Origin of the sequence: Martelella lutilitoris (assembly GCF_005924265.1) — a bacterium.
In the GTDB taxonomy this organism is placed as follows: domain Bacteria; phylum Pseudomonadota; class Alphaproteobacteria; order Rhizobiales; family Rhizobiaceae; genus Martelella; species Martelella lutilitoris.
Map to the genome: position 1 here is coordinate 164376 of NZ_VCLB01000011.1, position 20373 is coordinate 184748.

Sequence of the window (20373 nt, forward strand, 5' to 3'; positions counted from 1 at the left end):
CGGTCTCAGGCCGTCTCTTCCCCCACCTCCGATGTCGCGCGGGCCCAGTATTCGATGGCGGTGCGGCGGTTGAACTGCAGCATGGTTTGCATTGCCTTTTCGGCTGCGGCGGCATTGCGGTCGCGGATCGCCTCGGCGACGTGGATATGACCCTCGCGCGAGACCGGATCGCCATCGACGACGAGAACGCCGAACTCATAGGAGATGCGCAACATGGTCAGGATGATATTCTGCATCTGCCGCATCATCATGTTGCCGGTGGCCTCGAGCACGGTGGCATGGAACAGGCAGTCGGCGGAAAACATCGCCTGCAGATCATCGTCGCCGGGATGCATCGCATGAGCGCTTGCCAGGATCTGCGCGACCTGCGCTTCGGTCGCGCGCTCGGCGGCAAGTGCGGCGGCGGCCGGCTCGATGATGCAGCGCAGCTCCGTTGTCTCGGCAAACATCCGCCCGATACGCGGATGAGAGGGTTCGTGCCAAGACACAACGTCTGAATCAAGGAGGTTCCACTCCTCGAGCGGTCGCACCCGCGTGCCGTAGCGCCGCGCCGTGCGCACCAGCCCCTTGCCGGAAAGCACCTTGATCGCATCCCGGATCGTCGCGCGGCTGACATTCAGCGAATCCGCCAGTTCCGGTTCGGTCGGCATGATCTCGCCGGGACGGTAGACATCATTCGTAATACGCTTCCCGAGCACCGTTACCGCCTCCTTGGCCGCCCCGGTCGGCAGCGAAGAATTGAGGTCGTTCGGAAAGGCGAGCGCGCCCCGGCGATTGGTTTTTGTCATGCTGGGTCTTTACATATGATCTAGAAAACGGCACTCTCACGTCGCTGACATTGAATCGGACTGTGTCCGACATCGTCAAGTCCCGAAGGGACTGTGTGAGGGAGGAAATCATGAATATCAGACAATGGCTTGCGACGGCATGCGTCGCGGCAACGGGCGCGCTTGCCGCGCTTCCGGCTTCCGCCGAAACCATCAAGTTCGGCATCGGCATCGCCGAGGGCGATTTTCCGGAATATAACGCGCTGGTGCGCTTCAAGGAATATGTCGAGTTCAAGACCAATGGCGAGATCGAGGTCCGCCTGTTTCCCAACAACCAGCTGGGCGGCGAACGCGAGATGCTGGAACAGGTGCAGCAGGGCAGCCTTGAGCTGACCTTTGCCGCCGATGGCGCCATGGCGGGCTTCTATCCGCCGATGCAGGTCTGGTCGATCCCCTATCTGTTCGAAAGCGCGCCGATCGCCTGGCAGGTGATGAACAGCGACTTCGCCGACACCATGCGCGACGACATTCTCGACAAGACCGGCATGCGCGCGCTTGCCTTCTCGCAGAACGGCTTCCGCTCCTTCACCAACAATGTGCGCCCGATCATCAATCCGGAAGACCTGTCCGGCCTGAAGATCCGCACCATGGAAAGCCCGGTGTTCATGGAGCTGGTAAACGCGCTCGGCGCAACGGCGACGCCGATCTCGGGCGCCGAAGTGCTGATGTCGCTGCGTCAGGGCGTGGTTGACGGCCAGGAGAACCCGCCGGCGGTGGTCTATGGCGGCGGCCTTGGCGAGGTCCAGAAATACTATACGCTCGACGAACACGTCTTCGGCCTGCATGTGATCATCGCCGATGAAAAATGGTTCTCCGGCCTGTCGCCGTCCAACCAGCAGATCGTCATCGACGCGGCGAACCTGATGGCCTGGACCGAAAACCTGCAGAAGACCGAGGGCGACTGGCGCTTCTCGGAAAAGCTGAAGGACGAGCTTGGCATGGAAATCCATGTTTCCACGCCGGAAGAAAAGGCGGCCTTCAAGGAAATCACCCAGGCCCCGGTCGAGGCCTTCATCCGCACCAAGGTGGGTGACGCGCTCGTCGACGAACTGCTCGCAACGGTCGAAGAGGCCAAGGTGAAACTCTACGACTGATCCATCCGGACACGCGCCATCCCTTGCCGAAAAGGGGTGGCGCAATGGAGTTTTCCAATGCGCGCAATTGCCCTGATGATCGCCCGGGCGCTCGCCCGAACCACCGAAATCCTGGCGACGCTGATCATGATCGTCGTGACGGCGCTGAACCTGACCCAGGTCGGCGGACGCTATCTTTTCAACACCGGTTTCAGCTGGACCGAGGAATATATGCGCTATCTGATGATCTGGCTGATGATGCTCGGCTCGGTCGCCTGCATCTTCCGCGCCGAACACATGGGCATAGAGGCGCTGGAGCACCTCGCCGGGCCCCGCTTCGCACCGCTCGTCAAATCGGCGCTCTATTCCATCGCCGCGATATTCTGCGTCATCCTTCTGGTCTATAGCTGGCCACAAGCGCTCAGAAACGCGAGCCAGGTGGCGCCTGCCTCCGGCATTCCGATGATCTATCCCTATCTTGCCCTGCCGGTCGGCGCGGCGTTGATGTTGGTGCAGATCGCCCTGTCATGGGTCGCCGGTTTCGAGCCCGAACATGACGATCTTTCCGATACCGGAGGCTCGGCATGATCTGGGTTGCGCTCACGGGCCTCGGCCTGCTGTTCATCGGCGTGCCCGTCGCCTTCGCGATTGGCCTTGCCGGCCTTGTCGGCATTCTCGTCGCCGATGTGCCGCTGTCGATCGCGGCGACCCGGATGTTCACCGGCGTCGACAGTTTCGTCTTCCTCGCCGTCCCTTTCTACATTCTCGCCGCCGAGATCATGAATCAGGGCGGCATCACCACGCGGCTGATCTCAATCGCCCAGCAAGCGACCAGATGGCTGCGCGGCGGCACGGCCTATGCCAATATCGGCGCCTCCGTGTTGTTTTCCGGTATTTCCGGCTCGGCGGTCGCCGATGCCGCGGCGCTTGGCCGGGTGTTCATCTCCGAAATGCCGAAGGAGGGCTATACACGGCCCTATGCGGCGGCCGTGACGGTCGCCTCCTCGATCATCGGCCCGATCATCCCGCCCTCCGGCCTTGCAATCCTGATTGCCGCCGTGTCCGGCCAGTCGGTCATCAACCTGTTTCTCGCCGGCGTGATTCCCGGTCTGCTGATCGGCCTCGCCTGTGCCGGGATCGTCTTCATCGATGCGCTGCGCAAACGCGTGCCGATGCCGCGGCCGGCGCATACCGGCGACGGCACGGCGCGCATGATCATGGAAGGCGTGGCCGTCGCAACCCTGCCGCTGATCATCGTCGGCGGCATGGTGGTCGGCGCTTATACCGCGACCGAGGGCGGCGGCATCGCGGTTGCCTATGCGCTGGTCCTGTCGCTGTTCGTGTTCCGCGGTCTCGACATGACCGGGCTCTGGCGCGCGATCATGAAGGCGGCGCGGATTTCGGCCTCCGTCTATCTGCTGGTCGCCGCCGCGAGCATTTTGTCCTATGCGCTGAACCTGCTCGGCATCGCTTCCTGGATCAGCAGTGCTGCGGAAATGTTTGCCGACAGCCCCGTGCTGTTCCTGTTCGCGGTTGCCTTTCTGATGCTGATCCTCGGCACCTTTCTCGATATCGGCGCGGCCATCCTGATCTTCGTTCCGCTCCTGGTGCCGGCGGTGCGCGAACTCGGCATCGCCCCGGTGCAGGCCAGCATGGTGGTGATGATCACGCTCGCGATCGGCCTGGTGACGCCGCCGGTCGGCGTCGTCCTGTTCGTCGTCATGCGGGTCGGCCGCATCGGCATGTATCCGCTGATGCGGGCGCTGATGCCGTTCCTGCTTGCCGAACTTGCCGCTGTCGCGCTTCTATGTCTGGTGCCGGAATTCTCGACCTGGCTCCCCGAAAAGCTCAATCCCTGATACCGAAGGCCACTTCCCGTGAAAATCACCGCCATCGAAACCGTCGTCGTCAATGCGATCCACCGGAACTGGATCTTCGTCAAAGTGGTCACGGACCAGCCGGGGCTTCATGGCTGGGGCGAGGCGACGCTCGAATGGAAGACCCGCGCCGTTACCGCCACTGTGGAGGACCTGAAACCCTTCCTGATCGGCGAGGACCCGGCCCGGATCGAGCATCTGGTGCGCCGCATGACCCATTTCAGTTTCTGGCCGCTCGGTGCCATCGGCCTGTCGGCCGTCTCCGGGATCGAGCAGGCGCTGTGGGACATCAAGGGCAAGGCGCTGGGCGTGCCGGTCTGGCAATTGCTCGGCGGCCGGGTCCGCGACAAGGTGCGGGTCTACACCCATCTGCGGCGCGCGAAGATCGGCGCGCAGGTCGGAACCGAGGACATCTCCGCCTTCTGCGACGCCGTGCAGGAAACCGTGGAAATGGGCTACGCGGCGGTCAAGCTCGGTTTCGTGCCCTATAGCGGCTACGACGCGCCGCTGCCCACCGTCTGTCATGTGGAAAAGCTTGCCGCCGCCGTGCGCGAGCGGGTTGGGGACGGCGTCGACATCATGACCGATTTCCACGGCCGTCCGCAATCGATCGACGCCGCCAAGGCCTATATCGACGCGATCGCGCCCATCCGGCCGCTGTTCGTGGAGGAGCCGATCCAGCCCGGCAACACGCCGGCCATGGCCGATCTCGCCCGCCGCGTCGAATGCCCGCTTGCCACCGGCGAGAGGCTGTTCACCCCGCGCGAATTCGCCGAGGTCGCCGAGACCCGCGCCGTCGCCTATATCCAGCCCGATCTTGCCCATTGCGTCGGCTTTTCCGGCGGTCGCCGGATTGCCGCAATTGCCGAGGCCGCCGGGATGGGTGTCTGTCCGCACAATCCCATGGGCCCGGTCGCCGGCGCCGTCGCCCTGCAATTCGATGTGGCGACCCCGAATTTCGTCATTCAGGAGGAAGCGGTCGGTCTGGTGCCATGGTTCCGCGATATCTGCAGCGCCTATCCGCTCGATCTCGTCGACGGCTTCTGGCGCGCGCCCGAAGCGCCCGGCCTCGGCATCGAGATCGACGAGGCGGCGGCGGCCCGATATCCCTTCGAACAGGAAATCATCCCGGCCATGGAGGCAGCATTGCCGGACGGAACGGTTGCGCACTGGTGATCCAACCAGGGCAGACATGGTTTGCACAGCGTCCCGCGCGGTTTGGTCGAACAGCAGACGGCAGCCTCTGTGAACTCGGCGATCTTCGCACTGAGCGTATCGTTAGAAACGAGCTGGAGGTCGCAGAGGCCCGTCGCCATGAATGTCGCCATGAATGGAGCCTGGTGGCTTGACCTTTCAATTCTCTGCGCATCAATCAAAATTCTTCGCTCATTCGGCGGGCGTGACGGGCGCGCCTCTCAGGCGCTTCTGGCAAAGCGGCTGGAGCCGCTCTGCAAACGCACATTGCGGCGTCAGGTCCAGCGGTCGGGGCTGATCAACTATACCAACCGCCTGCCCAGAACGTTCGATTTCACGCCGGGCCAGATGGAGACCGACCTGTACGACAAGGTGTCGGACTATCTGCAGGACCCCAATACCATCGCGCTCGGACAGAACGGCCGACATTTCGTGACGCTGATGCCGTGCAAGATCCCGGGCTCGTCGTCCTTCGCCGTCACGCAGACGCTCGACACGATGAACCGCCGTCTTGAAGACAAGCGCCTCGCCGGCGCCGAGGCCGATGCTGTCGAGGATGATAGCGAAAACACCGATGACGTCGATCCGGTGAAACTCGAAGCCGAGATCAGGCGGCTGACGCAGTATCGCGATCTCGCTGCCGCTCCATGTTCATATACGGCATTGATCAGGACGGACACTCTAGAACCCCATCAACCTGGGCAGCCAGAGATAGATCTGGGGTACAAAGGTGACGAGCAGAAGGATCATGGCCATCGCGACCAGATAGGGCATTGCCGTGGCGAAGACCCGATGGATCGGAACGTTGGCGATGCCGCCGGCGATATAGAGGCAAAGGCCTACCGGCGGGGTTACCAGACCAAGGGCGAGCGCCAGACATGTGACGAGGCCGAAATGGACGGGGTCGATGCCGTAGCTTGCGGCAAGCGGGGCAAAGATCGGCACCAGCATGACCATGGCCGCGGCCTGTTCGATGAATAGGCCGATGACGAGGTAGATCACCAGCATCAGCGCCATGAACACCACCGGGCTGCTGGTGAAGTCCGTGAGGAAATTGCTGATGCCGCGCGGCACGCCCTCGATCGTCAGCCACCACGTCGAGACATTTCCGAAGGCGATGATGATCATGACCACGGCCGTGATGCTGACGGTTCGCTTCATCGCGCGGTGCACTTGCGCAAAGCTCAGTTCGCGCGTGACGAAGAAGCCGACCGACAGCGCATAGACGATCGCGATGCAGCCCGCCTCGGTCGGGGTCGCGATGCCGCCGACAACGCCGCCGACCATGATCAGCGGCAGGATCGCCGCGATCATGAAGCGACCCGTGATCCTGAGAATATCACCAAAGCCATAGCGCTGGCGGGAGACCGGATAGTCCTTCTTGCGAACCAGAACGGCGGTCACGATCATCAGCGACAGCCCGAGCAGGACGCCCGGCACGACGCCGGCGAGAAAAAGCGCCGCAATCGAGACATTGCCCGCGGCAAAGGCGTAGATCAGCATCGGCAGGCTCGGCGGGATGACCGGGCCGACCACGGAACTGACGGCCGTGACCGAAGCAGCAAGCTCAGCCTCGCCGTATTCATCCTTGGTCGCCTTGATCATCATCGCGCCGACGGCGCTGGTATCGGCGATCGCCGAGCCGTTGATGCCGCCGAAGAACATGCTGACCAGAATATTGATCTGCAGCAGGCTGCCCTTGAAGCGGCCAACCAGAAGACGGGAGAAACCGAGAAGCCGGCTCAGAATGCCGGAACCGCCCATCAGCTCGCCGGCAAGAATGAAGAGTGGAATGGCGACCAGGGTGAACTTGTCGAGACCGGTCCACAGCCGCTGGGTGAACAGCTGCACCGGCTGATCCGTGAGCACGAATACGAAAAGGGTGGACAGGCCGAGCGCGAAAGCGATCGGAACCGCAGCGGCAATCAGCGCGATGAAAGCCAGGAAATAAAGGGCAAGCGCGCTCATGTCGTCACCTCGTTCGGCGGGAACCGGAGTTTGGAATCCTGAAGTCTGATCCAGGTGGTGAGGTTGGTCTGGATGAGCGCGTAAAGGGCGCCGGCGGCGACAGAGAAATACGGGATCGCCATCGAAATGCCGAAGACGAAAGGATCATGGGAGTTAAGCCCGCTCAGCGCATTGAGCGTCCCGTAATAGGCGACCGTCGCGAACAGCACCGAAACCAGTACATTGATCCCTATAAGCAACGCCCGAGCGGCGCTTTGCTGGAAGTTAACGACCAGCATATCGACCAGAACATGCTCGCCACTACGGATCGCAAGGCCGACGCCGAGAAACGCCATCCATTGCAGGAAATACTTGGCAAGCGCATCGGCGAAATTCAGCGGATGAAACACCACGAAACGGGAGAATACCGACGCGCTGATGGTCACGACGATTGCGCCGAGCAGGGCGACGCATAGGCCGCTCACGATACCCGCAAGCCACTTGTCGACCAGACGGACCGCACGGGAGAAGCGGGATTGAGACATGATCAGGCCCCTGTTGATGATCCGGGCCGCCAGTGTGGCCCGGATGCCACGTGGATTGTTGCGAAGATCAGCGGGTATAACCCCAGCCGCCGTCGCCGACAGGACCGGCTTCCTGTTTAATCAGATCGATCTTTTCCTGCGACATGCCTTCCTTGCCAACGAATTGCGGCCAGACGCTCTCGACCGTCATGTCGCGCACCTTGGCATATTCGTCACCCGGCAAGGCGTAGATCTCGACGCCCTCGGCCTTCATCGCCTCGATGTTCTTGGTGATGTAGTCTGAAACGAAATCGACATGCCAGGTCTGAGCCTCGGCGGCGGCTTCTTCCAGAACATCGCGCACCTCATCCGGCAGGGCTTCGTATTTCTCCCTGTTGACCACCAGCACCGATGCATAATTCTGGAAGTTGAGGTCCAGAATGTAGTTGATCAGATTGCCCTCGTGGAACTTGGCGGAATAGAAGCTCGCATAGGGTACGGTCAGACCATCGACCATGCCGAGGCGGACGGCCTCCGGGGTTTCCGGCCAGTCGACGGTGACGCCGGCAGCGCCCCAGGATTCATGCGATGCGATTTCCAGCGGCGAGCGCGAGGCGCGGAATTTCATCCCGGCGAGATCGTCGGCGGTTTCGATCTTCTTTTTCGACGTGCCGACTTCGCGCGGGCCGCCGATCTCGAACGTCGCAAACCATTCCAGGTTCACCGGCTCAAGCTCTGCGTTCACCTCGGCCTGAACGGCGTCGCTGCCCATGGCGTTGAGAAGCTGGTCGCGCGATTCGAACAGGAACGGGAAATGGAAGACCTCGAAAGCCGGGGTGATCGACGCCAGGTTGGCGAAGGAATCCGCGGCAAAATCGATATGGCCGTTTTTCACCGCCTCGAAGGTCTCGACGCCCGAGCCAAGCTGGCCGCCGTGGAACACCTCGATGGTGATCTTGCCGTCGGATTTCTCCTCGGCGAGTTCGGCGAACTTGTCGATTCCGAAGGCCGTGACATCGCTCGGCGACAACACATTGGCGAGACGGAACGTATAGTCTTCCGTGATCTCCGCATGGGCTGGCGCAATGCCGGCCATCAGCAGGGTCGACAGGGCCAGAAGGCCTGCCGGACGCGTGATGCTATTGGTGATGTTCCTCATGATTTCCTCCCAGGTTGGAACATTTACGTCGATAAGCCTGTCGGTGCGCCGGGCCTTCCTCCATGTCCCGGCGACGTCTCAGGTTGCGAACGGTCCTTGACCGCCGCGTCAGGCGTCTTCGTCTTCCCAGAATGCCGGCTCGCCGGCATTCTTCATGATTTCCAGTACTTTCTCGCGCGGGATAACCCCGCACCGCGCAGCCCATTCGTCGTACATCGCCGCCATGTCGCGCACCCGATCGGGGTGAAGCGCGGCGAGATCGTTGAGCTCGGTGCGGTCCGCGTCCATGTCGTAGAGCTCCCAGTCCGCCGGATAGTTGCGCACCAGCTTCCATTTGCCGTCGCGCACCGCGGCATTGCCTTCATGCTCGAAGAACAGCGGCTTGCGGGTGGCGGTCGGATCGGTGAACGAGGGAACGAGGCTCGCCCCCTCGCAGGGCGGAACCGCCACGCCGTTGCGCGTCTCGGGATAGGCTGCGCCGGTGATCTCAAGGATCGTCGCCATCAGGTCCGGCAGCTGGCCGGGCGTGTGGCGAATGCCGCCTTTGTCGGCTATCCCTTCCGGCCAGTGAACGATCAGCGGGGTCGCGATGCCGCCTTCATGGGTCCAGTGCTTGTAGTAGCGGAACGGCGCGTTCGAGAGATTGGCCCAGGCCGTGCCATAGCTCTGATAGGTATCCTCCGGCCCCGGCATGATCGAGGGATCATTGCCGATCCGCACGTCGCGGCCGTCGCGGGTCTTGTACTGCGCGATCATCAGCTGCTCGACAAGCTGCTTCGGGTCGACGTTCTCGGGGATATCCTCGGCGCAGCCGCCATTGTCGGACAGGAAGATCACGACCGTGTTGTCGCTCTCGCCGGTTTCTTCCAGCGCCTTCAGTATCCGCCCGATGCCCTGGTCCATCCTGTCGATCTGGGCGGCGTAGACCTCCATGCAGCGGATCAGCCATTCGCGGTTCTCCGCTTCCGTAAAGGGCGGCTGGGTCTCGTCGCGCGGGCTCAGCTTCCACGACGGATCGAGCAGGCCCGCCTTGACGAGACGGCCGAGCCGCTCCTGGCGCAACGTGTCCCAGCCGGCATCGAAACGCCCCTTGTACTTGGCGATGTCCTCGGGATGCGCGTGCAGCGGCCAGTGCGGCGCGGTGTAGGCGACATACATGAAGAACGGCTGGTCGGCATGGCCTTCCTGATGCTCGTGGACATAGCGCGCGGCCTGGTCGCTGATCGCATCGGTATAGAAGAATGCGGGATCTTCCACCGCCTCATGCTCGATATTCTCGTTGCCGCGCGTCAGCGTGTTGGGATGATAGAAGCTGCCCGCCCCGATGATCGTGCCGTAGAACTTGTCGAAGCCGCGCTCAATCGGCCATGCACCGTTCGGCTTCTTCAGATCGGAAGCGATGTGCCACTTGCCGCTCATGTAGGAGCGATAATTGCTGCCCTTCAGGGCTTCCGGAATGGTGACGCAATCCTCGCTCAGATTGCCGGCATAGCCTTCCGGCCCCATGTCATAGGTCAGGACGCCGATCCCGGTCTGGTGCGGATGCAGGCCGGTCATCAGCGAGGCGCGCGACGGGCTGCAGCGGGCGGTGTTGTAGAACTGGGAATAGCGCAGGCCATTTTGCGCAAGCCGGTCGAGATTGGGGGTCTCGACCTCACCGCCATAGCAGCCGATATCGGAGTATCCCATATCGTCGTTGAGAATGATGATGACGTTCGGCTTGCTCATGGCGTGACATTACCTGTGCTGTTGGCTCTTTCCCGGGCGGCTCAGGAGCCTCTCCGGTTCAAATTGATGGTCAACTGGAAGAAATCCGGGCGGTAGACCGCCCTCAGCAGTTCGAGCACCCTGCCCTCGGGATCGTGAGTGGTCCGCTGCATTTCGATCAGGGCGGAGGCCTGTTCGAGTTCCAGCGCCGCCTCGTCCTCGGGCGAGGATATCCGGGCGCTGATGGTCTGGACGGCATCCTTGATCTCCAGGCCCAACTCCTCCTCGAACACCTGATACATCTTGATCGAGATGAGCTCGCGCTTGCTGAGCTCGATCCCGATATCCGGCGGATAGAAGGCATGCTCGATCGCGATCGGGGTGTCGTCGGCATAGCGGATGCGCTTCAGTTCGTAGACCGCCCGCTCCTTTAGAAGCTCGCGCACTTCATCATCATGCTGGTGCGTCATGCCGCTCAGAAGGATCGAGGCACCGGGCCGATAGCCCGCTTCGGCCATGATCTCCTGAAACCCCATCAGCCGGCCGACCCATCGCTCGGCGTAGTTGGGCCGCAGAAACGTGCCGCGCTTGGGACTGCGGTCAAACATGCCGTCCTCGACGAGCGGGGCCAGCGCGTTGCGCACCGTGACCCGGCTGACGCCGAAACGCTCGACCAGCGCTGCCTCGGTCATCAACCGCCCGTTTTCGTCAACGATCTCACCGCTGATCGCCTGCTGACGGATCAACTCGCGCACCTGAACGTGCAGCGGCGCATCGCTGGAAAACTGCGGTACTGTGGTCATGTGAACTCCTCCGCCTCTATTTGTCGCAACATTTTGACCAATGTCAATATTTGTATTCTATTTTGTTTTAACAAAAATTGATGAACATCAACGCTTGCGCCGCCCGGCAGACTCAACGCGTTCGGAGCAAAGCGTCTTTCGAGTTGAAGGCAGAACCGAGTGGATGGAGAGGTCGCCGCTCCTCTCAGCCGCGTTTGCCTGGGTCGCGGAACGTCGCTGTCCGGAGAAGGCGGGTTCCGGCGACGCTTGCCGCGAGAGCGTTTCCACTGAGTGATGGCTGAAGAGCAAACTTCGACCAACGCGCGTGAGGCCTGTGGACGTGCTCCCCACCGGGAAAGTGCGATGGTCAGAAGCGCGCACCGGATCAGACAAGCGCCGGGCGATGCAGCACGAGCGCCCGACCCGCGGCGCGTTCACCTGGCGCAGGGGGCGGACGTTTGTGGCGGTCGGTTTCCGCGCATCGCCTTAAAGCAGGGCCGCAAGCAACATGGCCATGCGTTCGATCGGCAGGCACGCCTCGTCGCCGGCATTCACCGCACTGCCAAGACGGCGATAAAATGCGATGCGGTCTTCGGGCAGCGCGCCGATCGTCTGTGAACCGCCTGCCCGGATGAAGTAATAGTCTTCCAGAACCTGCCCCAGGCAAAGTCCTGCGGCAGGCGGGCGATCCTTAAACTCCTGTGCCAGACGAGGCACGTCGGTTAGCATTTGCGCCAGAGGCGTGTCGAGGTTTTTCAGCAGTTCCGGCGGCCAGTCTTGCGGCATGTATTTGGAGGCGATCAGGCCTTTCTGGTGAGCTTGCAGAAAGCCTTGATAATCCGGAACCGAAAGCGCCTCGGTACCGACGGCAGCCTTGCCGGACGATCGCAGTTGCGCGCTGTAGGCGGGAAAGGCCGCATCAAAACCCGGCGCACTCTCCAGCCTGACACATTCGCAAGCGGGGTCTCCGGAATCCGCCGTGACGACGACATAGCCGCCCGGATAGGCGACGGGCGATGGAACGGCGATGTTGATCAGTCCGTCCAGTTCCACCCGCCCGGCGACATGCATGTGACCGCTGAAATGCCAGCGCATCCCGGATTCAGCCAGCGCCCTGCTGCTTTGAAGCGACGGCATCCGCTTCAGCCAGTCCGGCGTGCAGGCCGCAACCGTCAAACCGCGCTCAACTGTCATCGCCAGGGGTAAAGCAGGGTAATGGGAAAATGCCAGAAGCGTCTTGCCTGTCCGGTCGGCGCGCTCAACGACATCGGCGATCCAGTCCAGAAGATAAGGCCGACGGTCGAGAACGTGATCCCAGGCCGCATTCGATCTCACCTGCCACCGGCCATCCAGCCGATAGAAAACATTGGCATCCAGTATCAGAAGCCAGAGCCCGTCCTGCGGCTCGACGAGATAGGAAGCGTCGAGGCCATCGGCAGCATGGTCTTCGCAGCCGCGCTGCTGCACGCCGCCATGATCGCTGAAAGGGGTTTCCCAATGCACCACGCCTTCCGGCCGGGTGATGCCATAACGCGCCATGTCCGCGATCGCATCGGGCGTCGACATACCGATCATCCCGTCCCGGACAACGGCATTGATAGCTGGCGAGCGCGGGTCACTCGTCACCAGACGCGGGGCGAGACCATCCGCCTTTGTCATCCATTTGTCCTGATGGCGCTGTTCCGGGCCGAAACAGTCGTGATTGCCGAAGGTCGCGAAAAACCGCAGCCCGTGTTCCGTCTCATAGGCAGAGAGAATGCGTTTCAGGGCGGCAACCGCGCCGGGCTGGCCATCGTCGGAATAGTCGCCGAGCAGCACCACATCGCGGATCTTGCGCCGGACGATATCCTCGAGCACAGCGTGAAATGCGGCATGGCTTTCATTAAAGACACGGGTGGAGGCCATCGTGTCTTGGACGGTGCGAAGGGCAATCTCGCCGCTGCCCTGTTCTATCCAGCCGTAGCCGCCGTAAAGATCGTGCAGGTGGACATCGGCGACGACGGCGAGCTTCATCAGGCGGCGGCTCCGTCCTGATCCCGGCGGGCGGCATCGAACAGGTCCGGGCGGTCGAGATTGATGTAGTCGACGCCGGCGGCCGCGACCTCGCGATGAATGGCGATGTCGCTACCGCCGTAGTAAACCATGATCTCCAGACCGGCCTTGCGGCACGTCGCGACAATGCCCGGACGGCGCATCTGCTCGACCGTGACCTCGATGATCGAGGCATGGTGCACGGCGCCGACGAGCGAGGGCGATTTGGCCATATCGAGCGTCATCATCTTGCGAAACTCCGGCGCAATGACCTGAAGGTCGCGGCGCATTTCCTCGCAGAACGAAAAGTAGAACGTGTCGCGCACCATGCCGAGGTCGCGGATGAGGGCGACGACCTTGGCGGGGTCGCAATATTTCAATTCGAGATAGACGCCGGCGCGTCCCCGCAAGTGCTCCAGATAGGCATCGAGACGCGGCACGACAGCACCGCTGAACGACGCGTCGAACCAGCTACCGGCATCGAGCATGTCGATCTCGTCTGACAGCATGTGCCCGATCGGCCCGGCGCCATTGGTCGTGCGGTCCAGCGTCTCGTCGTGGAGAACGTAGAGCACGCCGTCCGCGCTTTCGCGCACGTCGAGTTCGATGTAGTCGGCGCCCTGCCCGAGGGCGAGATCGGCGGCGGCAAATGTATTCTCAGGCGCAAACGTGTTGGCGCCGCGATGCGATACGATCCTGGTCACGAAAAAGTCCTGTCAGTTTGCCGGTGCGCGTTCTGGTGCGCGATGTTCGGCATCATGGAAAAAATCGACATGGAGATCGGCAATGCGATTTCCCGACGCGTCGAAGACGAGCGTCAGTTCAGGCTTGCAGGTGATGCCGATCGTGGCGCCGGGCGCGTGCTGCACGGCTTCGCCATACTCCAGAGCATGGATAAGGCCTGCGGGCGTTGCAAGGCCGTAGAAGACCTCGCGCCCCAACGGCTCGACGGTGACGACCTCGCCTCTAAACCCGGCGTTTTCGGGGGCGACGAGCGTGAGGTCTTCCGGGCGGAGACCCAATGTCGCAGCGCCGCCATATGCACCGCTGAGACCGAATAAGGCATCGCCGACATGCAGGCTTTGGCCCCTGCCCTGCCCCTTCAGAAGGTTCATCGGCGGCGTGCCGATGAAGCCGGCGACAAAGAGGTTGTCGGGACGGCGATAGAGATCGTCAGGGGTGCCGATCTGGGCGACGTCGCCATTGTTCATGCAGATGATCCGGTCCGCCATGGTGATCGCCTCGACCTGGTCATGGGTGACGATCAGCGTGGTGATGCCGAGGCGCTTCTGGATGGCTTTCAGTTCCGCCCGCATGCTGATGCGCAGCGTGGCATCGAGATTGGAAAGCGGCTCGTCCAGGAGCAGAATGTTCGGCTCCTTGACCAGGGCGCGCGCCAGCGCCACGCGCTGCTGCTGACCGCCGGAAAGCTGGGACGGGCGGCGATCGAGAAGCGTGTCGATCTGCACCAGCTTTGCCGCTTCGTCCACGCGTCTCACCACCTCTTCCTTGCCCATCGTTTTGAACCGCAGCGGAAAGGCGATGTTTTCCCTGACCGTCAGGTTGGGGTAGAGCGCATAGGACTGAAACACGATGCCGACATTGCGGTCGCGTGCATCGATACGGTTGACGTTGTGGCCATCGAAGGCAATCGCGCCGCCGCTTGGCGCGTAAAGACCCGCCAACAGAAACAGCGTCGTCGATTTGCCGCAGCCGGAGGGACCCAGAATGGCAACGAATTCGCCGTTCTCGATGGCAAGGTTCATCGGTTTCAGAACCCGGGTCTCGCCCCAGCTCTTGGTGACGTTGTCGAGGGTGATCCGTGCCATGATATTATCCCTTGATCCCGCCGAAGCTCATTTGTGTGATGTATTTCTGGGTGAAGGTGTAGAGGACCAGCACAGGCAGAAGATAGATGATGCCGACCGCGGCGATCAGGCCGTAATCCGCGCCCATATTGTCCTGTGCGACGAAGAAGAGGTAAAGGCTCATCGTCATCTGGCTCTTGTCGATCAGCAGGGTTTGGACGAAGACATATTCCTCCCATCCTCTCAGGAAGGTGAAGGTTGCCACCGCGATCAGGCCGCCGCGCACCTGCGGCAGCACGACCATGCGGAACGCCTGCGAGCGGGTGGCGCCATCGGTCACCGCGCTCATCTCGATGTCCCAGGGCACATTGTCGAAAAAGCTCTTCAGCACGAAGATCGCAAACGGCAGTTCCAGCGCGCTCATCACCAGGACCACGCCGGTGAGGCTGTTGAGCAGGCCCATATAGTAGAGCTGGATGAAGATGGCGACGGTCAGGGCCAGCGCGGGAAAGGCGTGCAGCAGGAGCAGGCCGCGCAGGAAATTTTCACGTCCCGCGAAGGCAAAGCGCGACAGGGCGTAGGCCGCCGGCGTTGCGATCAGCGAGACGATCAGCGTCTGGCCGACGGCGAAGGCCAGCGAACTGCCAAGCGCGGACCAGATCGACGGCATCAGGTCCAGACGCGTGGTGCCGGTGCCTTCAATGTCGCGGTTCCAGAGAAACCGGTAATTGTCGAAGGTCAGGTGCGGGACGAGAAAGATCGCCACCAGCAGGATCACCGCAACGGCAAGCGCGCCCCAGGAGAATAAAGGCCTGCGCACACGATCCGCCAGAAATGCGAGCGCGATGGCGCCGATATAGGCGAGCGCGGCAATCGCGGTCGCGCGCCAGAGCACCATGCGGCTGACGGAAGCATCGGACGATGTCAGCGATTTCACCAGCAGCCAGAGATAGGGCAGGATGATCGGCACGGAAACGATCGTCAGAAACAGGATGATCGCGGACAGGAAGCCGGCACGGTTGATGGCGCCGCGCCGTTCAAGCCGGCTCCAGTGATCGCTCACCGTGGCTGAAAGGGAAACGGGTCGGGTTTGGACAAGCGTCATCACAACACCTCGATTTTCGGCGCGGCGAAGGTGTCGCGCATATTGGTGACGCGCCATTGCACAAGGGTGAAGACAATACCGATCAGCATCAGGCCAAGCGCGAGCGCCGCGCCATAGGCATAAGCCCCGTTCTCGAAGGCCCGGCGATAGATGTAGAGCGCATAGGGCGTGGAATCATAAACGGGTCCGCCGCCGGTGATCAGCAGGATATATTCATAGGTCGTCAGCAGCGACAGCGCCTGATAGATCGTGATGAAGCGGATCGGCTGCGACAGCGCCGGCGCCACGACATGGCGCAGCACGCCCCACTCGCCGGCGCCGTCAACGCGCGCCGCATTGGCCAGATGCACGGGAATGGAGCGGACGGACGAGGTGAGGATCACCATGGCGAAGGAGGCGCCGACAACGCCATTTGCCAGAATGACCAGCAACAGCGGAAAATCATTGCGCAGATTGAGAGCAGGCAGGCCGAATGCGCCGGTGACCTGATTGAGCAGGCCCGATGACGTCGGGTCGGCGATCCAGATCCACAAAATGGCGTAAAGCACCGCGGGCGACATGCGCGGCAGCAGCCACAGCCCGCGGAAGAAATTGCCAAGCCTGTCCGGAATCGCCGTCGACGTGATCGCCAGAAGCGCGCCGAGGCCGATATTGAAGATGAACAGCGTGGCCGTGACATAGATCAGCGTCGTCAACAGCACCATGGGGATGCGGGCGTCGCGCTGCACGATCCGCTCGAAATTGCGAAACGTGAACTCGCCGACCCGAAGATTGGCGCCCATATCGGTAAAGGCGATCCCGACGTTGACGACGATCGGCGCCAGAAAAAACACCGCGAGGAGCGCAATCGCCGGCGCGAGGTAATAGAGCGGCCGCGCCGGCCGACGCGGCCTGATCTGGAAATTCGACATTGCAGGGCACCCCTGGAAAAGGTGATGCCGCCCGACGCAGGCGCCGGGCGGCAAGAATTGTGATCGGGCTCAGTTGACGGCGGTTTCGCGGATTTCGATGTCGTCACCGAACTGCAGATCGAGTTCGTCGGCGATGAACTCGACCGCTTCCTCGGCCGTCATCCGGCCGGTTTCGACGGCCTGCAGGCCGCTGAACAGAACCTTGTTATAGCTGCCGAACTGGGTGTGGTTCGGCACGAACTGGGCATGCGCCATCATCGGCGAGGCGGCGGAGAGCACCCAGTTGTCCTTGTATTTCGGCATCGCCGTCTGCGCGTTGCTGATCGCCGTGTGATAGGAGGTTACCGCGTGCTCGTTGTTGAAATAGGGCAGTGAGGCGAGCGCCACGAGATCGGCCGCGATATCGGCATTCTCGCTCTCGGCATTGACGGTGTAGAGCAGCGGATGCGACAGGTTGGCGGGCTTGCCGCCCTTTTCGGCGGCCGGCGCCGGAATCCAGCCGATCTTGTGGAAGTAGCCATCCTTGTCGGTCGGCCAGGTCGCGCCGCTGCCTTCACCGAGCTGCCATGCGACGGCCCAGACGCCCTGATGGAAGATAAACGCCTGTTCCGTCTTGAACGCGCCCTTGATGGCGTCCCAGCTCATGGCGGTGTTGTCGGCCGGGGTCACGCCTTCCTTGGCGTTGCGTTCGTACCAGCCAAGCGCCTTGGTCATCTCCGCCTTCGGGAAGACCAGCTTGCCGGTGTTCTCATCCATGAACGTGACGCCATAGGACTGGAAGACCATCAGGTAGTCGATGCCGACATTGGGGCGGTGCAGCATGCCGTAGGGCGCAACGCCGGCGTCAACGACTTCCTTGGAAAGCGCCGTCAGATCGTCGAGCGTGAATTCTCCGGCCTCGACCTTGGCCGGCAGGCCTTCGATAAAGGCTTCGTCCTTGCCGATCGCGCGCAGCATATCCTTGTTATAGAAGAACATGCGGATTTCGGCATCCTGCGGCACGCCATAGACCTTGCCGTCGGTTGCCCTGGCAGCGTCCCAAAGCACCGGCAGGATATCGCCATAGACCCAGCGAGAAGCGGCGATCTTGTCATCCATCGGCAAGGCATAGCCGTCCTCGGCAAACTCGCCGATCCACTCGTGCGGCAGAACGTAGATGTCCGGCCCCTGGCCGACGGCCATCGCCTTCAGCGTATCCAGGGCAAAGTCATCCCAGCCCTGAACGGTGCTGTTGTTGACGTCGATGACAATATGCTTGTCCACGCCGGCAGCCTCAAACTGCCGGTTCATGATTTCGGCAGCACCTTCGATATTGGTGATGCGGGCCGGCGCGCTGCGCTCGGCAAGCGTCGAGAGCTTGATTGTGATGTCTTCGGCATGGGCCAATCCGGCGCTGAGCGCGGAAATCGAAACGGCGGCAAGGAGGGGGAGAAGTTTGGTCATGGTGGTGAGGTCCCGTTGGTATTTATTATTTAATTAAGTTGCTTAAGTAACAGGATCATGACATCTGGGAAGGAAAATGGGAGAGAAGATCGTGCCAGCAAGCAGCCGCACAGCCTTTGAGGGCCTCGGGACGACCCAGGCCGCCGTGATGCGGTATCTTCGCCGCAAACATGCCGCCGCGCGCGCAGAAATCGCCGCCTTGTGTGGCGTGACCCCAGCGGCTGTCAGCATGCTCACGCGCGATCTCATCGGCCGCGGGATTGTGGTGGAAGGCGCACGGCGCCAGAGCGGCCGGGGCGCGCCGCATGTCGACCTCATGCTCAATCCCCTGATCGGCTACGCTCTGGGCGCGCATGCCAATCGTTTTTCCGTCACGCTGACCCTGCTCGATTTCGGCGGCAGCATGGTGGACGAGCTACAACTGCCCGGCAGCTACGACACTTTCGCGGATGTTCAGTCGGGGATCCGGGATGGCAAGGTGGCATTGCTCGACCGCAACAAGATCGCGGCGGATCAGTTGCTCGGCGCGGGCATTGCCATGCCGACGCGGTTCCGACAGGGGGCGTCCTTTCTCGATCTTGCGGAAGAGGTGATTTCCTGGGCCGAACCCGACATGAGCAGCGCTCTGCGCGAAGTGCTTGGCTGTCCCGTCGCGATCGAAAATGACGCCAACGCCGCCGCGATCGGGGAGCTTTCGCTCGGCAACAGCGCCGGCCACGAGAACTTTGTCTATCTCTATCTCTCCGAAGGCATCGGCAGCGGCATCATCGTCGACAAGCAGCTTTATCGCGGCAATCTCGGCAATGCCGGCGAGATCGGCGCTTTGCGCGCACGTGGATTGTCGAGACCGACATTCGACGACCTCGCCGAATGGTGCGCGGACAGGGTCGGCGATAGGCCCCGTGGCAGATCGTCCGAACACTGGACCAACTATCTGCGCGACAACCGCACCGTGCTCGATCAATGGCTTGAACGCGCCGGACCTGAAACGGCAAGGCTTGCCTTCGCCATCAGTGCCATCCTCGCCCCTTCCGCTATATATCTCGGCGGGACGCTGCCGCATTTGGTGCGCGAAGAGCTCGCGCGATGGCTGGATTTCGTCAACTCCGACCCGTTCGACGGCGCGCGCGTGGTTCAGCCGGAGATCCTGCTGCCGGAAGTTTCAGCCACCGATACTGTCGCCTTCGGCGCCGCCGCGATGATCCTGCATAATCTCGCGGCGTTTGGCTGAACGCGGGACTCGGTTTCCAGTTCGCCGACCTGCTCCCCGTTCTGTCCGCGTCTATAAGTTAGCCCTGTTCACGTTGTGGTCCATAGCGGACCGGGTTGCAAATTCGTTTGGGGTAAGCCCGTCGAGGCTCGTGTTCGGTCGATGTCGATTGTAGTCGATCCCCCAATCCGCAATGATCTCGCGAGCGTGGCGGTAGCTGCGGAATAGATGCGCGTTCAGGCACTCGTCCCGCAGCCTGCCGTTGACGCTTTCCACGAAGCCGTTCTGCATGGGCTTGCCGGGCGCGATGTAATGCCATTCGACGCCGCGATCCTGCTGCCATTTGAGCATGGCGTTCGAGGTCATTTCCGTGCCGTTGTCGCTGACCACCATCAGTGGGTCGCCGCAGCGCTCAGCGATGACATCCAGTTCACGGGCCACGCGCCCACCCGAGATTGAGTTGTCGACGACGGCCGCCAGGCATTCCCGGCTGAAGTCATCGATGACGCACAGGATGCGGAAGCGGCGACCATCGATCAGCGTGTCCGACACGAAGTCGAGGCTCCAGCGCTGATTGGGATCCTGCGGGATCGTGATCGGTGCTCGCGTGCCCAGGCCTCGCTTGCGGCCACCGCGTTTGCGCACGGTGAGCCGTTCCTCGCGGTAAAGGCGGTAGAGTTTCTTCCAGTTCACCTCGACACCTTCGCGTTTCAGCAGGATGTGCAGGCGCCGGTAGCCGAAGCGCCGACGTTGTGACGCCAGCTCCTTCAGCCCC

The 20373-nt window shown here is 62.1% G+C and carries 18 protein-coding genes; 5 read left to right on the forward strand and 13 right to left on the reverse strand.

What is annotated here, in order from left to right; translation table 11 throughout:
- Positions 1-5 precede the first annotated feature (5 nt).
- On the reverse strand, positions 6-788 hold the full coding sequence (locus FF124_RS19335) for a FadR/GntR family transcriptional regulator (protein ID WP_138750117.1): 783 nt from the start codon (positions 786-788) through the stop codon (positions 6-8).
- A 110-nt stretch (positions 789-898) separates the two neighbouring features.
- Here FF124_RS19335 and FF124_RS19340 point away from each other — a divergent pair, with 110 nt between their 5' ends.
- The 4 genes from FF124_RS19340 to dgoD are packed head-to-tail and all read left to right on the forward strand — an operon-like array spanning position 899 to position 4953.
- Complete coding sequence (locus tag FF124_RS19340; protein WP_138750118.1) at positions 899-1921, forward strand: TRAP transporter substrate-binding protein; 1023 nt, start codon at positions 899-901, stop codon at positions 1919-1921.
- Positions 1922-1978: 57 nt separating this feature from the next.
- A complete protein-coding gene (locus FF124_RS19345) occupies positions 1979-2488 on the forward strand; it encodes a TRAP transporter small permease (RefSeq protein WP_210237510.1) in 510 nt (169 codons plus the stop codon).
- Positions 2485-3759 (forward strand): TRAP transporter large permease, encoded by a 1275-nt coding sequence (locus tag FF124_RS19350; RefSeq protein ID WP_138750119.1) that lies wholly within the window; start codon positions 2485-2487, stop codon positions 3757-3759. The genes FF124_RS19345 and FF124_RS19350 overlap by 4 nt, the downstream gene beginning before the upstream one ends.
- Before the next feature lie 18 nt (positions 3760-3777).
- The gene (gene dgoD, locus FF124_RS19355; RefSeq protein WP_138750120.1) at positions 3778-4953 is read left to right on the forward strand and encodes a galactonate dehydratase; all 1176 of its coding nucleotides are present in this window, start codon (positions 3778-3780) and stop codon (positions 4951-4953) included.
- A gap of 699 nt (positions 4954-5652) precedes the next feature.
- On the opposite strand, the gene FF124_RS19360 is transcribed toward dgoD, so the two are convergent.
- From FF124_RS19360 to FF124_RS19410, 11 genes are all read right to left on the reverse strand, one after another.
- On the reverse strand, positions 5653-6939 hold the full coding sequence (locus FF124_RS19360) for a TRAP transporter large permease (protein WP_138750121.1): 1287 nt from the start codon (positions 6937-6939) through the stop codon (positions 5653-5655).
- Positions 6936-7463 carry a TRAP transporter small permease gene (locus FF124_RS19365; protein WP_138750122.1) on the reverse strand — a complete coding sequence of 176 codons (528 nt, stop codon included), beginning with the start codon at positions 7461-7463 and terminating at the stop codon, positions 6936-6938. The genes FF124_RS19360 and FF124_RS19365 overlap by 4 nt, the downstream gene beginning before the upstream one ends.
- A 67-nt stretch (positions 7464-7530) precedes the next feature.
- Positions 7531-8601 carry a TRAP transporter substrate-binding protein gene (locus tag FF124_RS19370; RefSeq protein WP_138750123.1) on the reverse strand — a complete coding sequence of 357 codons (1071 nt, stop codon included), beginning with the start codon at positions 8599-8601 and terminating at the stop codon, positions 7531-7533.
- A gap of 108 nt (positions 8602-8709) precedes the next feature.
- Positions 8710-10329 carry an arylsulfatase gene (locus FF124_RS19375; protein WP_138750124.1) on the reverse strand — a complete coding sequence of 540 codons (1620 nt, stop codon included), beginning with the start codon at positions 10327-10329 and terminating at the stop codon, positions 8710-8712.
- A 41-nt stretch (positions 10330-10370) separates the two neighbouring features.
- Complete coding sequence (locus tag FF124_RS19380) at positions 10371-11111, reverse strand: GntR family transcriptional regulator (protein ID WP_138750125.1); 741 nt, start codon at positions 11109-11111, stop codon at positions 10371-10373.
- A 465-nt stretch (positions 11112-11576) separates the two neighbouring features.
- Positions 11577-13103, reverse strand: a complete 1527-nt coding sequence (locus FF124_RS19385) for a metallophosphoesterase family protein (protein ID WP_138750126.1) — start codon at positions 13101-13103, stop codon at positions 11577-11579.
- Positions 13103-13825 carry a glycerophosphodiester phosphodiesterase gene (gene ugpQ, locus FF124_RS19390; protein WP_138750127.1) on the reverse strand — a complete coding sequence of 241 codons (723 nt, stop codon included), beginning with the start codon at positions 13823-13825 and terminating at the stop codon, positions 13103-13105. The genes FF124_RS19385 and ugpQ overlap by 1 nt, the downstream gene beginning before the upstream one ends.
- Positions 13826-13837: 12 nt before the next feature.
- The gene (locus tag FF124_RS19395) at positions 13838-14950 is read right to left on the reverse strand and encodes an ABC transporter ATP-binding protein (RefSeq protein ID WP_138750128.1); all 1113 of its coding nucleotides are present in this window, start codon (positions 14948-14950) and stop codon (positions 13838-13840) included.
- Positions 14951-14954: 4 nt separating this feature from the next.
- Positions 14955-16034: a carbohydrate ABC transporter permease gene (locus tag FF124_RS19400; protein WP_138750129.1), complete on the reverse strand. Its 1080-nt coding sequence runs from the start codon at positions 16032-16034 to the stop codon at positions 14955-14957.
- Complete coding sequence (locus tag FF124_RS19405) at positions 16034-16945, reverse strand: carbohydrate ABC transporter permease (RefSeq protein ID WP_138750130.1); 912 nt, start codon at positions 16943-16945, stop codon at positions 16034-16036. Before FF124_RS19405 ends, FF124_RS19400 begins: the two co-directional genes overlap by 1 nt.
- 69 nt (positions 16946-17014) lie before the next feature.
- Entirely contained in the window at positions 17015-18388 is a 1374-nt protein-coding gene (locus tag FF124_RS19410; protein ID WP_138750131.1) for an ABC transporter substrate-binding protein, read from the reverse strand.
- Between the two features lie 76 nt (positions 18389-18464).
- On the opposite strand from FF124_RS19410, the gene FF124_RS19415 reads away from it, so the two are divergent.
- Positions 18465-19619: an ROK family protein gene (locus FF124_RS19415; protein WP_138750132.1), complete on the forward strand. Its 1155-nt coding sequence runs from the start codon at positions 18465-18467 to the stop codon at positions 19617-19619.
- Positions 19620-19670: 51 nt separating this feature from the next.
- On the opposite strand, the gene FF124_RS19420 is transcribed toward FF124_RS19415, so the two are convergent.
- Positions 19671-20373: IS3 family transposase (locus FF124_RS19420; RefSeq protein ID WP_138750133.1), on the reverse strand; the 703-nt coding region annotated here is incomplete at its 5' end.